This window comes from Pseudomonas sp. FJ2-5-13 (assembly GCF_029201605.1).
GTDB lineage: Bacteria > Pseudomonadota > Gammaproteobacteria > Pseudomonadales > Pseudomonadaceae > Aquipseudomonas > Aquipseudomonas lactis.
Window position 1 is genome coordinate 273,625 of sequence record NZ_CP104045.1, and the last position, 13,934, is coordinate 287,558.

The window sequence follows — 13,934 nt, forward strand, 5'->3', positions numbered from 1 at the left end:
AGGGGGGATGAGTATGGCGAGGCGCCAAGGTATGCTGAAATTAAATATAACCATGCCAACCAGTGGCAAACGCAATGGTGATGAGTGTGTTCGATCCCGTGTTGTTGCGCAGCTTTGTCGCCGTGGTGGACTGCGGCAATTTCACCCGCGCCGCCGAGCGCCTGCATTTGACCCAGTCTACCGTCAGCCAGCAGATCCGCCGCCTGGAAGACGTGGTGACGTGCCAGTTGCTCGATCGCGACCAGCGCCGTGTGGTGCCCACCACTGAGGGTGAACGGCTGCTCGCCTATGCCCGGCGCATCCTGGTGCTGCATGAAGAAGCCGCCGATGTGCTGATCAACCAGCAAAGCGACGGCGTATTGCGCCTTGGCGTGCCGGAGGATTTTGCTGCCGAGCGCCTGATGCCTTTGCTCTCGGCGTTTGTGGTGGCGTACCCACGGGTGCGGCTGGAAGTCACCAGTGGCCTTGGCCCCGAATTGCAGCGTCAGTATCGGGGCGGTGAGTTTGACGTGTTGCTGGTCAAGCAGATGGGCGACAGCGACGACTGTGTGGCGTCGTGGCCCGAGCCCTTGTATTGGGTCGACAGCCTCAGCACGCCGGCGCTGGGCCGTGACCCGCTGCCGCTGGTGGCCTTTCCGGTAGGCGGCCTGTATCGCAACGACATGCTGCACCATCTTGAGCGTGCTGGTTGGCGTTGGCGCATCGGCTATTGCAGCGCCAGCCTGGCCAGTGTGTGTTCGGCGGTGGCGGCAGGCTTGGGCATCAGTTTATTGCCGGAGCGGGTGTTGCAACCCGGCCATCGCATACTCGGCCCGGAAAGTGGCCTGCCGCCGGTACACGGCGTGCGACTGGCCTTGTATGGCCGCAGTGGCCTCGGTGCGGCAGGGCAGACATTGCTGAGTGAATTGCTCGCGTTATGCGCTGGAAACCCGCACTGATCGATACCTTTGCCGAATATTTTGCATGCCTTGAAAGCATCGAAAAATGGCCGCTGGGCGCCAGGCCACGACGGACGCGGGCTGGCGCCGGATGGTCGTCCTGATTATTCAATTTTGATCTATGTATAACTTTAAAGATTACTTTAAGAGATAAGTGTGTGGCCCCGATGATTCAGCCCTAGACGGCCCTGCATACAGGCCGTCGGTTTTCAAAACCGCAGGGAGTGAATCAATGGGCAATGTCCAGACCGCCGCCAGTGCACACGAGGCGCTGTGGCGCCAGGCACCGAGTGGTGAGTTGGTCGACCTTGGCCGGCCGCACCGCGCGCCGTTGGGGCAATTGCGTCTGCAAAAGACTCCGAAGCGTTTCTCCAGCCGCCGCGAAGGCATTCTGCTGGGGCTGCTGGTGTTGGCCTTGCATGGCGCGGTGATCTATTGGGTAAGTCAGAAGCCCACGCCGGTGCTGCCGATTGTGCCGCCGGAAATTCCGCCGATGACCATCGAGTTTTCCCAGCCGGCACCGCCGCTGGTTGAGCCGCCACCGCCAGCACCGCCGCCCGTGGTCGAGCCACCACCACCGCCGGTGGTGGATGAGTTGGCCGCCAAGCCGGCGCCACCCAAACCGGTTCCCAAACCCAAGCCCGCGCCTAAACCTGCGCCCAAGCCTGTACCCAAAGCGGTCGAGCCGCCACCAGTGCCAACACCACCGACGCCGGCACCCGCCGCTGCGCCAGTGCCCGTGGCGCCCGCGCCGGTGACACCCGCGTCGGCCAACGCCGCGTACCTGAAAAACCCGGCGCCGGAATACCCGTCACTGGCTCAGCGTCGTGGTTGGGAAGGCACGGTGTTGCTGCGCGTGCAGGTGCTGGCCAGCGGTAAACCGGGTGAGATCCAGGTGCAAAAAAGCAGCGGTCGCCAGCAGTTGGATGACGCGGCATTGGCGGCGGTGAAGCGCTGGAGTTTCGTGCCGGCCAAGCAGGGCGATGTGGCCCAGAACGGCTGGGTCAGCGTGCCCATCGATTTCAAGATTCATTAATTATTCAGCGGCGCAGAGGGAAAACATCATGGCATTGGCATCTCCACTTGAATCCATCGAAAGCGCAGTGATCTGGCTGCTGGTGGCCTTTTCAGTCGCTACCTGGGGCCTGGCCTTGCTCAAGGGCGTGCAGTTCGGTCGCCTCAAGGCCCAGGATCGCAAGTTCCACAAACAGTTCTGGGCGGCATCGAGCCTCGATGCTGCCGCAGAACTTGCCGAAACCCAGCCTGGCGCCGCTGCGCGTGTGGCCCAGGCCGGTTACGCGGCGATCCAGGTGGGTGACGCCAGCCATGCTGCGGATTTGAGCCAGGCAATCAACCATCAAGACCGACTCGAACGCGCCCTGCGCCAGCAGATCGTGCGTGAGCGTCGCTCCCTGGAAACCGGCCTGGCCGTGGTCGCCAGCATCGGCAGCACCTCGCCGTTTATCGGCCTGTTTGGCACCGTGTGGGGCATCATGGAAGCGCTGAAGGGGATCAGCGCCGCCGGGTCCGCCAGCCTGGAAACCGTGGCAGGCCCGATCGGGGCGGCGTTGGTCGCGACCGGCGTGGGGATCGCCGTCGCGGTGCCTGCGGTGCTGGTCTACAACTATTTCCTGCGTCGCCTGAAGCTGACGGCGGCAGACCTGGATGACTTTGCCCACGACTTCTACAGCCTGGCGCAGAAAAACGCGTTCCGCGTGCTGCTGCATCCGACGTTGGCCAAGGCCAGCGCCGGCAGCCCGCAGAAAGTAAAGGAGGCGTCCTGAATGGCCTTCTCCACGCAAGACAGCGATGAGGTGCTGAGCGAGATCAACGTCACGCCGCTGGTGGACGTGATGCTGGTGCTGCTGGTGGTGTTCATCGTCACCGCGCCGCTGTTGACCAACTCCATCCCGATCAACCTGCCCAAGACCCAGGCCGTGGCGCCGGTTGAGCAGAAAGACCCGCTGGTGGTGAGCATCGACGGCGCAGGCAAAGTGTTTATCAACAAGGACGCCATCGAGCCGGACCTGCTGGAATTCAACCTGCAGGCGGCCAAGGCCAAGGACCCCGATGTGCGGGTGCAACTGCAGGCGGACGACGGGGTGAATTATGGCGAAGTGGCGCGCGCCATGGCCTCGATCGAACGCGCAGGGATTACCAAGTTGTCGGTGATCACCGCGCGTTAGTTTCAAAAGAATTCGACAGTTTTTGGGCCGCTTTCCTTGGCAGGGTGCGGCCTTTTTTTATTTAAAGGCTACGTATTTACAGATGTTGCATAGGTAAAGAATTTACATGTTTGCGAGCGTGCAATTTTCGGGAGCATGCTTATGCTGGTCGGCGCATGGAGTGATTGAATTAATGGAGTAATACATGTCTATACGGTTTCCTGTTCAAATGGTGAGCACGTTCGTTAATCCGCCTGTAGAGGTTGAAAAGCCTGAAGAAAAGCCTCCCGTAATGGCATCTTCAAACTATCGAGCGCCGGATCTCAAACATCCATCGGCCTGTATCTTGCCCTCGCTGGCTGATTATAAGAGAAAAAATAGTGTATTGCAGGGTGCTCAAACAAAGCCTGTGCCAGGCGGCGTCAGCTCGGTATTGAAGAAAAATGCGGATTTGGAATCTTATATCAGCAAGCATTCCTCCGACTTTGTAACGCCAGAAAAAGAAATTTCCAGCATTTTAACTGAAAAGATAAAACAGCAATGGGGCGTGGATGTTGACCCTGATAAAACCTATCTGGTGACATTTAAAAGTGACAGTGAAGATGAAAAGGAAGTAGTGGAAAAAATCACCCTGACACAAGCGGCATTGAAAAACAGGCAAGATGTAACGATTGAAGATAATGAAAACTGGTTTGTAAAAATTGGCAAATACTTTTCGCCAGTGGTGTATGTGTACAACAAGATCGACGGCTGGGTGCAGGAAGCAAACAGTCGCCAAGGTATTTATCGGGAACCGAGTGCACCGGGCGATGCGCCGTATAATGCCGACACTCGCGTGTCCATACCGGTAGATGGCTTCAAGTCATTAGTCTGGGATACAGACCGGACCAGCATGTATAAAAAAACCCTGGATGGGTTTTGGGACAAACACACCGACTCTTATGCGGCATTGAGTAAAATCTCCTTTGTCAAAGCCATCAATCTGCAGAGCCTGGAAGGGACCCTTGGCCCTGCCGAGACGGCACTCGCCCAGCGTGCGTTGGGGCCTGCGGCGCAAAAGGATTGGTCCGAGCTGACGGTCCAGGACTTTAAAGAGGCTGCCGTGAAGGACCCGGACCTGGACATCGGCTTGCTGAGCATCAATGGGTTTGAGTCGACCGACTTGATGTGCGTGACCGACCGGAAAACTCAGCTGACATTGCTTTACATCCCGGGCAACTCCTCGCCCATACATCGTTTCGATAACCCGCAACAAATAAGCAATTGGCTGGCTAAGCAAGCCAGTGATCCGGCAAAGCGCGAATCCTTGTTGTCGCACTTTTCGCTGGAGGACCAGGCCGAAAGGATTTTTTCGGACGGTGTACGTCAAACCTTGGTGGGGATGGGCACCTGGTCTGATCATCAGGCGGCCGGGAGGTCTATCCTTGGCACGCTCAACGGCTGGGTGCCGGAGCGCTACGTTTCGGTTGAGCCGATAAGCAACGACCCTTTTGAAGCCATCAAGGTTCGACAAAAGGCGCGGTCGTATTCGGATGCGCAAAATGCGATTGTCAGTGACGGTGACTACAACAAGAACAAGGCCCTGCAGCTTGTTGAGGAAGCCACGAAGGTCGCCATGTTCATGACGCCGCTGGCATTGGTGATGCCGGAGGTAGCAATAGCCCTGGATGTTTTCTTCCTGGCTGCCGGCGCCACCCAGGCAGGTATCGGCATTGACGATGCCGTCAAAGGTAAAGCGACAGCCTCTGACCGTATCGTTTTTGGGGTGTTGAACGCTGTACCGCCATTAGCCACACATGCTGCGGCGCCGCTTGCGAAAGTGACCGGGCGGATGGCCGGCGGTGGCCTGGCAACAGAGGTGGATGCCGCCGCCCAGGCGCCCGCTCAAGTGAATGAACAAGGCCGCCCGTTCTTCAACCCGCCACGACATGTGAACGGACATATTGGGTACCCGATGAGTCCCATTTCGACACCGGCGATCCTTGACGAATTCACGGTTCCCATGGACGGTGTCCATCAAATGTTCTCTAAAGACTACATGGTTTATGTGGGTCAATACGGCACGAAAGTCACGTATGACATACAGGCAGGCCTTTGGCGCGGGCTTAGAGAAAATGGTCAAGTCAATGACCTGTTTTATTGGCGTGACGGTCGAGGAACATGGCAAGCGGGTTCAAAGGCCGAAGCGGTTGTCGGAAGCAAAAACACCCCGGCTTCCATCATAAATAAGACCCTCAAGCTACCGCGGTTGCCGTCGCTGCCGTCGGGTGCGACAGAAGTGCCCAAGGTGATCCACTATTTTTGGGCCGGTAATGAAATACCAGAGCACTTGCTCGAAAATATCGTGGAAAATTCCAGAAAAAGTCCTGGTTATAAGTCAATCGTTCATGTGGATGCCAATGATGCAGATACGTTCCAGAAAATAAAGGCGGCGCTGGATCACAAAGTCGGTGGGCTTGAAGTGCATAACTTGAAGGAAGATGAAGCCTTTCAAGAGCTGAATGCTGGAAAGTATGGGGAGATGTATCAGTATTTTCGTTCAGGGCAAGGGCAGAATTTATCTGCATCATCGGACGTGATGCGCGTGGCCTTGATGAAGAAATACGGTGGCATTTACCTGGATACGGACGATACATTAGAGTTTAACGTGGGAGAGGTCACGCTGAAGGCCACGGCCAATGATATTCTGTTGAACTCGCCAGTGACTTATGCAGCCACAGACTTTGAAGGGTTTAATACCAGCAATTTTGCAAGTCATCCGGGCAATCCGTTATTTGATAAGATTTTAGAGGAGTCATATCAGCGGTATAAAGCCAACGAATCTTGGTTTACCAATCATCGACCTTTCCTTGAGGAGGGGGCGACCGCCGCAGAACAGCAGGCTTATAAGGCGTATGAAACGAAGATATTCGAGGTCACCGGGCCGAGAATGTTTGGTGATGTATTGGAGCAAGAAGAATATGGGATGTTTCCGATCATTAATGAGCTTACAGAACTCATGAGTGCGCGTCTTTTATTGCCTCAGGATTATGCAAAACACTACATGAAAGTTCACGATTTTTATATGCCAATGAGTAATAAATTTGGCGTCACCATCGGCGCAGAGCACTCCATGCATCATTCGCGTTGAGTCGGCAAAGCGTGGCGAGCCACTAGCAGTGGCTTGCGTGAATCCACCGGCTGACAGTCTGCACTGTCGCTATCGCCCCTGGCACCTTGGTGAAGAGGGGGCGATGGTTGAGCATTGACAGATTTCGGAAAATATAAATTCCATATGGTTATTAATAAATTACTTTTTATTCCTTATTTGGTTGTTGAGCGGCCCCTATACTGGTCAGCAACGTTAAACGCTGCAGGAGGGCACACCCATGCACAGCGAGTCGATTCGTTATCTGATCGTGCCGGGCTGGCAAGGATCGCCAGAAGATCATTGGCAAACCCATTGGCAGAACAGCTTGCCCAACAGCGCGCGGGTGGAGCAAGCCGATTGGCTGACGCCCCGTCGCGAGGACTGGGTCGCCGCGCTGGCTGAGGCCATCGCCGCCGATAGTACGCCGGTCATCCTGATCGCCCACAGCCTGGGTTGCATCACCGTGGCCCACTGGGCCGCTACCGCTCCCGTGCAGGTCTTGCGGCAGGTGCGCGGCGCATTGCTGGTAGCCCCTGCGGATGTCGAGCGCCCTGCATGTGCGCCCGCCCTGCGTAACTTCGCACCGATTCCCACCGATTTGTTGCCATTCCCCAGCCAGGTGGTCAGCTCCGACAACGACAGTGCCGTGAGCGCCCACAGGGCTCTGGAACTGGCGCGCCAGTGGGGCGCCGAAGCCGGCATCCTCTCGGGTGCCGGGCATATCAATGTGAAGTCCGGCCACCGGCGGTGGGAGCAAGGGTTTGCTTACCTCTACCGCCTGCAACATCGCCTCGAGCACCACGCTAGGCGCAGCGCCTAATATTTTTCAACGCCCCGTCCCTGTGTGGATTGGGGCGGGAGCCTGCCATGAGTCTGCATGAAACCTTCGGCCAGCCGCTGCTGACCTTTCCCGATGCTGAAAAAAGCCCGTTGAGCATCCGCGCCAAGGCGCTGGTGTTCGTTGACCCACGCTCACGCCAACTGCGTGAAGAGTTGGAAAGCCTTGCGCCGCGCGCCTTACCCGTACTTATTCGCGGTGAAACAGGCAGCGGTAAAGAATTGCTGGCGCGGCACATCCACCGTGGCAGTGACCGCACTGGCCTGTTTGTCTCGGTCAACTGTGGCGCCATCAGCCCCACCTATGCCGATGCCGAGTTGTTCGGCTATGCCGCCGGTAGCCACAGTGGCGCGGCGAGCAGCCGCGCGGGCTGGTTCGGCTCGGCCAATGGCGGCACCTTGTACCTGGATGAGATTGGCGACTTGCCGCTGCCGATCCAGGTGAAATTGCTCGCGGCCCTGGAAAACCACGAAGTCACCCGTGTCGGTGCCCATCAGCCTAGCCCGGTGGATGTGCGCCTGGTGGCCGCCACCAGCATCGACCTGGCGCAGGCCGTCGCCGTGGGCAAGTTCCACGAGCGTCTGTTCCGTTATTTGAGTGAGGGCCGGTTGGACCTGCCGGCGTTGCGCGAGCGGGTGGGGGATATCTTGTCCCTGGCCGAGTATTTCCTCGGCATCTACAGCCAGCGCTTGGACCTGCCGGTGCCACTGATCAGCGACGCCGCCCAGCAGGTGCTGGAACGCCACACTTGGCCGGGCAATACACGCGAACTGGAAAACGTCATTCACTTTGCCTTGTTGGTGAGCAGTGGCGATGAAATCTTGCCCGAGCATTTGAACTTGCCGGTGGCGGGTTCACCGCTGGACCAAGTACGACGAATTTTTGCCAGCGCCAGCCCAGCCGAGCAGGAATCGGTGCGTAAATTCCTGTATGAGCAAAATGGAATATCAACGTGAATAAAAGATATTGTTCGGGAATAAAAAATCTAGGTATTGTCCTTCCCACGCCGCGATAGCACTTCGCTGGCACCTCACATAAAAACGGTCGTTAGAAGGACATTGCATGAAAAAGGTTCTGTTGTTTACCGCTCTGGCGGCTGCCCTGACTGCCGGCTTCGCCCAGGCCAACGAGAAACTGGTGGTGGCCGCTACGCCGATCCCGCACGCCGAAATCCTCGAGCTGATCAAGCCGACCCTGGCCAAGGAAGGTGTGGACCTGCAGATCAAAGTCTTTACTGACTACGTGCAGCCGAACGTGCAAGTCGCTGAGAAACGTCTGGACGCCAACTATTTCCAGACTCTGCCGTACCTGGAAAACTTCAACAAGGGCAAGGGCACCAACCTGATTACCGTGGTGGGCGTGCACGTTGAGCCCTTCGGCGGCTACTCGAAAAAGATCAAGAAAATCGAAGATCTGAAAGACGGCGCCACCGTGGCGATTCCGAACGAGGGCTCCAACAGCGGCCGCGCCTTGTTGCTGCTGCAAAAGGCCGGTGTGATCACCCTTAAAGACCCGACCAACGCCTTGGCTACGCCGAAAGACATCGCCAGCAACCCGAAGAACCTGAAGTTCAAAGAGCTGGAGTCGGCCCTGTTGCCACGGGTGCTGGATCAGGTTGACCTCGACCTGATCAACACCAACTACGCCCTGGAAGCTGGCCTGAACCCGGCCAAGGACGCGCTGATCATTGAAGACGCGAAGTCGCCATACGTGAACTTCCTGGTGGCGCGCCCGGACAACAAGGACAGCGATGCTATCCAGAAGTTGGCCAAGGCCCTGACCAGCCCGGAAGTCAAAGCTTTCATCGAGAAGAAGTACAACGGCGCGGTGGTGCCAGCGTTCTGATGTAAGCCAAAACCCCTTCAAGGTTTCAACGCCGACGGCTTTTCCAGCGTCGGCGTTTTTTTATCTGAAATACATTCGAAACTGTGGGGACTTGGTCCCGTGACAGCATGACAGCCGACGCTTATTTACCTGACGCGCCTCAGTCCAAATGTGGGAGCTGGCTTGCCTGCGATAGCGGCAACGCTTATCTACCAGACACCCCGCGATCCAACTGTGGGAGCGGGCTTGCTCGCGAAGGCGGCCTAACAGTCAACACCGTGGGATTGTGTGCATATCCATTGCTGCGGTAACGGCCACTTAGGGTTCCGCCCTGACGGCGGGTCACTTTTGGAAGGACCCAAAAGTAACCAAAAGGTCCTCGCCCCACCACTCGGCACCTCGCTTAGGCTCGGTGTGCCCGTAATCCGCCAGTGATTTTGGGGGCCGCCGCCACGCGCCATCCATGGCGCGGGGCGGCTAAACCGGCATCCCTGCCGGTTTACCCCCCAAATCCCTGTCGAATTCCGGCCAGCGTGGTTTGACGGGGCGCCTGAGATCAAAAGCAGATCAAGATCAAGAGCGGCTCGCTTCGCATCGTGGTTACCGTTGAGCGCTACAGATGTGTAGATACCTATGGTTATCGCAGGCAAGCCAGCTTCCACAGAGGTTAGGTTTTTGAGTGATATCAATATGCTATTTTGGTATTTAAAATTTGATTTTTATACCTTTAAAGTTCGCGCTAGCTGACGTTATCCACGTCGGCACGGACTGCGCTCGCGGCATTACCCATGCGGCGATATGGACTGCACATGACCTTCGATTTCGCTTTTATCCTCAGCACCTTGCCGGCGTTTCTCAAGGCCGTGGGTGTGACGCTGCAAGTCGGCTTGATCGCTATTGCCACGTCTTTGATGGTGGCGCTGATCAACGCCGCGCTGCTGGTGTTTCGCACGCCGTACCTGTCGCGTCTGGTAGCGCTGTATGTGGAGCTGGCGCGTAACACGCCGCTGTTGATCCAACTGTTCTTCGTCTACTTCGCGCTGCCGGCCCTGGGGTTCAATATTTCCGGGTTCTGGGCGGCGATTATCACCATGACCTTTCTGGGCGGCGCCTACCTCACCGAGGTGCTGCGCGCCGGTGTGGAAGCGGTGCCGCTGGCGCAGATCGAGTCGGGCAAGTCCATTGGCCTGTCCGACTGGCAGCTGCTGCGCCACGTGATCCTGCCCCAGGCCGGCATCCTCAGCTTGCCGGCGTTGTTCGCCAATTTCATTTTCCTGCTCAAGGAAACCACCGTGGTGTCGGCGGTGGCGGTGCCGGAGATTCTCTACACCACCAAGAGCTACATCGCTCTCTACTACAAGACCTACGAAATGCTCGCCGTGCTGACGCTGATTTGCGTGCTGTTGTTCCTGCCGTTGTCGCTGTTGCTCAGCCGCCTGGAAAGGAGGCTCCAGCATGGCCAGTTCGGGTCTTGAGTTGCTTTGGGTGTCGTTGCCGCAACTGGGCAAGGGCGCTGCGCAAACCTTGTCGATTTCGTTTTTGAGCATCGCCTTCAGTACGGTGGGCGGCGTGCTCTACGGCGTGCTGCGCACCTTGAATAACAAGGCGATCAACGGCGTGCTGCGGGTTTACCTGGAACTGTTCCGCGCCATTCCGGTGCTGGTGTGGTTGTACCTGCTGTTTTTTGGCGTGCCGATTTTCTTCGGCCTGAGTATCCCGAGTTTCTGGTGCGCGGTGCTGGTGCTGTCGTTGTGGGGTGCCAGCGAGGTGGGCGAAGTGGTGCGTGGCGCGCTGCATTCGTTGCCCCGTGGCCAGCGCGAAGCGGGCCTGTCGATTGGCCTGTCCGGCCCACAGTTGTACGGCTATGTACTGCTGCCCCAGGCCCTCAAGCGCATGACGCCGCCGACCATCAACGTGTACACGCGCATCATCAAGACCAGCTCCCTGGCGGTGCTGATCGGCGTGGTGGATGTGATCAAGGTCGGCCAGCAAATCATCGAGCGTACCTATGAGTCGGTATTGATCTACGGCGCGCTGTTCCTGTTTTTCTTCTTTATCTGCTACCCGTTGTCAGCCGCCTCCAAGGTGCTGGAACGGCGCTGGGCCCAAGCATGAGCGCATTGATCGAGTTCCAGGGTTTCAACAAATTCTTCGGCGAGACGCAGGTGCTCAAGGGCATCGACCTGAGCGTGCAAAACGGCGAGGTAGTGGTGATCCTCGGCCCCAGCGGTTGTGGCAAAAGCACTTTGCTGCGTTGTTTGAACGGGTTGGAAGTGGCACACAGCGGCAGTCTGCGGTTTGCAGGCCTTGAGCTGTTGGATAAAACCACCGACTGGCGCCAGGTACGCCAGGCCATCGGCATGGTGTTCCAGAGCTACCACCTGTTCCCGCACATGAGCGTGCTCGACAACATCCTGCTCGGCCCGCTGAAAGTGCAAAAGCGCGACCCCCGCGAGGCCCGTGAGCAGGCGCAAAAACTGCTGGCGCGCGTGGGCCTGGCCGACAAGCGCGACGCCTTCCCACGCCAGCTTTCCGGCGGCCAGCAACAACGTATCGCTATCGTGCGCTCGTTGTGCATGAACCCCCAGGTCATGCTGTTTGACGAAGTCACCGCAGCGCTCGACCCGGAGATGGTCAAGGAAGTGCTGGAAGTGATCCAGGACCTGGCCCGCGATGGCATGACCCTGCTGATCGTCACCCACGAAATGGCCTTCGCCCGCGCCGTCGCCGACCGCGTGGTGTTCATGGAGGCTGGTCGCATCCTCGAACACAACACCCCCGAGGCATTCTTTACGAACCCGCAGACCGCACGCGCGCAGCAGTTCCTGGAGAAGTTCTCCTTTGTTTCAACACTGCCCAAAAAGATCAAGGAGCTGGAGCTGATATGAAAAAGTTACTGCTGCCACTGTTTGCCGTCGCCTTGCTGGCCGGCTGCGATAAAAAGGCCGAAGAGCCGGTAAAACCCGCGGCTGTGAGCTACATCGACAAAATCAAAGCGCGGGACAAGCTGATTGTCGGCGTGTTTACCGACAAGCCGCCGTTTGGTTTTGTGGACGAAGCCGGTCGCTATGTCGGCTTCGATACCGACATCGGCCGGCAATTCGCCAAGGACCTGTTGGGCGACGAAAACAAGGTGGAATTTGTCGCCGTGGAACCGGCCAGCCGCATTCCCTTCCTGCAAAGCGACAAGGTCGATCTGATTCTCGCCAACATGACCGTGACGCCTGAACGCAAGGAAGCGGTGGACTTCACCAACCCCAACCTGAAAGTCGCGGTGCAGGCCTTGGTGCCGAATGACAGTGCGGTGAAAAGCCTGGACGACCTGGCAACCCGCACCACCATCGTCACCACCGGCACCACGGCGGATATCTGGCTGACCAAGAACCACCCGGACTGGAAACTGCTCAAGTTCGAGAAGAACTCCGAGTCGCTGCAGGCGCTGTCGGCTGGCCGTGGTGATGCGTATGCGCAGGATAATCTGGTGTTGTTCAGCTGGGCCAAGCAGAACCCAGGCTACCGCGTGCTGGAAGAGAAGCTGGGGGATGAAGCGCCGATTGCCCCGGCGGTGAAGAAGGGCAATACCGAGCTGCGTGACTGGGTGAATGCCGAGCTGGCGAAGTTGGGCGAGGAGAAGTTTCTGCTCAAGCTTTATGACCAATATGTGCGTAAAGAGCTGAGCGACGACACCAAGCCTGAGAGTGTGATTGTTGAAGGCGGTAAGTGGCAGGGCTGATTCCAGGTTTGTGTGTTGCCTGATCTACCGCTTTCGCGAGCAAGCCCGCTCCCACATTTGGAATGCATTCCAACCTGTGGGAGCGGGCTTGCTCGCGAAGAGGCCAGTACAGTCACCGCCTACTCCGGCCAATGCCACGCCGGCGCATCCAAAATGCCCTGCCCCACAATCCGCGTTTCCCCCATCACCTTCTCCAACACAATCGAATTACATTCTTCATCCTGCTGCAACGCCGCAATCAATCGGCTGGCATGGCTCACCACCCATACCTGGCACTGCTTCGAGGCCTGGATAATCAAGCGCGCCAGTGCCGGTAACAAGTCCGGGTGCAGGCTGGTCTCCGGCTCGTTCAGCACCATCATGGTCGGCGGCCTTGGCGTCAGCAGCGCGGCGATCAGCAGCAGGTAGCGCAGGGTGCCGTCCGACAGTTCCGCCGCCGACAACGGGCGCAGTAAGCCTTCCTGATAGAACTCAATGGCAAAGCGTCCGCCCTGCAAGGGTTCGATATGCAACCGTGCGCCGGGGAAGGCATCACTGACCGCGTGCTGCAACGCCTCGACATCGCCCACTTCGCGAATCGTCTGTAACGCGGCCGCCAAGTCCCGACCATCGTGATGCAGCACCGGCGTGCGCGTGCCTAATTGCGGCTGGCGTACCGGCGCATCCACATCGCTGCGAAAGTGATCATAAAAACGCCAGCCACGGATGCTTTCGCGCAGCAGCAACACTTCCGGCGAACCGCGCAGGCTGCCGACCTGATCGAACAGGCTGTGATAGTTGGGCGTGTGCTGGGCCAGTACGTCCCAGGCGCGGCCATCACGGGCGCGTACCATCGGCCCCGAACGCTGCACCAACAGGCTGGCTGGGCGGTAGAGGGGGCCGGCCCAGATACATTCCTTTTTAATTTCCGGGTCCAGTTTGAACTCGCTGCCGGGAACCGGGATGGGCATGCCCAGGGAGATGGCGTAGCTGAAGTCCTCCCCGGCAAAGCCCAGGCGCAAGCGTTTGACGCCTTGGGCAACCACGGCCTCCACCGGTACTTCGCCATTGCGCATGCGCCGGCTGATGTTTTCCGGCCCGGCCCAGAATGTGGAATCCAGCCCGCCTTCACGGGCCAGCGCATTGATCACCCCGCCCTGGGCGGTTTCGGCCAACAGGCGCAGGGCGCGATACAGGTTGGACTTGCCGCTGCCATTGGGGCCAGTGACCAGGTTCAGCCGGTCCAGGGGCACCACCAATTTGTTGATCGAGCGGTAATTGGCCACCGCGAGGGTTTTAAGCATGTGTATTTAGTCAGCATGGGAAC

Annotated in this window: 13 protein-coding genes; 12 read left to right on the forward strand and 1 reads right to left on the reverse strand. The window is 58.1% G+C overall.

Going from position 1 to position 13,934, the window contains the following annotated elements; genetic code table 11:
• Nucleotides 1-86 precede the first annotated feature (86 nt).
• From N2A98_RS01170 to N2A98_RS01225, 12 genes are all read left to right on the forward strand, one after another.
• A complete protein-coding gene (locus N2A98_RS01170) occupies nt 87-938 on the forward strand; it encodes a LysR substrate-binding domain-containing protein (protein WP_275623585.1) in 852 nt (283 codons plus the stop codon).
• A 232-nt stretch (nt 939-1,170) separates the two neighbouring features.
• Nucleotides 1,171-1,974, forward strand: a complete 804-nt coding sequence (locus N2A98_RS01175) for an energy transducer TonB (RefSeq protein ID WP_047712314.1) — start codon at nt 1,171-1,173, stop codon at nt 1,972-1,974.
• 25 nt (nt 1,975-1,999) lie between these two features.
• Nucleotides 2,000-2,722, forward strand: coding sequence for a MotA/TolQ/ExbB proton channel family protein (locus tag N2A98_RS01180; protein WP_102047798.1), 723 nt, complete (start codon nt 2,000-2,002; stop codon nt 2,720-2,722).
• Nucleotides 2,723-3,124: a biopolymer transporter ExbD gene (locus N2A98_RS01185; RefSeq protein WP_032894164.1), complete on the forward strand. Its 402-nt coding sequence runs from the start codon at nt 2,723-2,725 to the stop codon at nt 3,122-3,124.
• Between the two features lie 184 nt (nt 3,125-3,308).
• Nucleotides 3,309-6,233: a DUF6543 domain-containing protein gene (locus N2A98_RS01190; protein ID WP_275622917.1), complete on the forward strand. Its 2,925-nt coding sequence runs from the start codon at nt 3,309-3,311 to the stop codon at nt 6,231-6,233.
• 238 nt (nt 6,234-6,471) lie between these two features.
• On the forward strand, nt 6,472-7,053 hold the full coding sequence (locus tag N2A98_RS01195) for an alpha/beta hydrolase (protein ID WP_078467157.1): 582 nt from the start codon (nt 6,472-6,474) through the stop codon (nt 7,051-7,053).
• 47 nt (nt 7,054-7,100) lie between these two features.
• Nucleotides 7,101-8,027, forward strand: coding sequence for a sigma 54-interacting transcriptional regulator (locus N2A98_RS01200; RefSeq protein WP_275622918.1), 927 nt, complete (start codon nt 7,101-7,103; stop codon nt 8,025-8,027).
• A 106-nt stretch (nt 8,028-8,133) separates the two neighbouring features.
• A complete protein-coding gene (locus tag N2A98_RS01205; RefSeq protein ID WP_003187613.1) occupies nt 8,134-8,916 on the forward strand; it encodes a MetQ/NlpA family ABC transporter substrate-binding protein in 783 nt (260 codons plus the stop codon).
• A 788-nt stretch (nt 8,917-9,704) separates the two neighbouring features.
• Nucleotides 9,705-10,370: an amino acid ABC transporter permease gene (locus N2A98_RS01210; RefSeq protein ID WP_078802300.1), complete on the forward strand. Its 666-nt coding sequence runs from the start codon at nt 9,705-9,707 to the stop codon at nt 10,368-10,370.
• Nucleotides 10,351-11,010, forward strand: coding sequence for an amino acid ABC transporter permease (locus N2A98_RS01215; RefSeq protein WP_034125471.1), 660 nt, complete (start codon nt 10,351-10,353; stop codon nt 11,008-11,010). Before N2A98_RS01210 ends, N2A98_RS01215 begins: the two co-directional genes overlap by 20 nt.
• Nucleotides 11,007-11,783 carry an amino acid ABC transporter ATP-binding protein gene (locus N2A98_RS01220; protein WP_275622919.1) on the forward strand — a complete coding sequence of 259 codons (777 nt, stop codon included), beginning with the start codon at nt 11,007-11,009 and terminating at the stop codon, nt 11,781-11,783. The genes N2A98_RS01215 and N2A98_RS01220 overlap by 4 nt, the downstream gene beginning before the upstream one ends.
• Complete coding sequence (locus tag N2A98_RS01225) at nt 11,780-12,628, forward strand: transporter substrate-binding domain-containing protein (protein ID WP_003187618.1); 849 nt, start codon at nt 11,780-11,782, stop codon at nt 12,626-12,628. The genes N2A98_RS01220 and N2A98_RS01225 overlap by 4 nt, the downstream gene beginning before the upstream one ends.
• Before the next feature lie 119 nt (nt 12,629-12,747).
• On the opposite strand, the gene N2A98_RS01230 is transcribed toward N2A98_RS01225, so the two are convergent.
• Entirely contained in the window at nt 12,748-13,911 is a 1,164-nt protein-coding gene (locus tag N2A98_RS01230; RefSeq protein WP_003187620.1) for an AAA family ATPase, read from the reverse strand.
• Nucleotides 13,912-13,934: the final 23 nt, after the last annotated feature.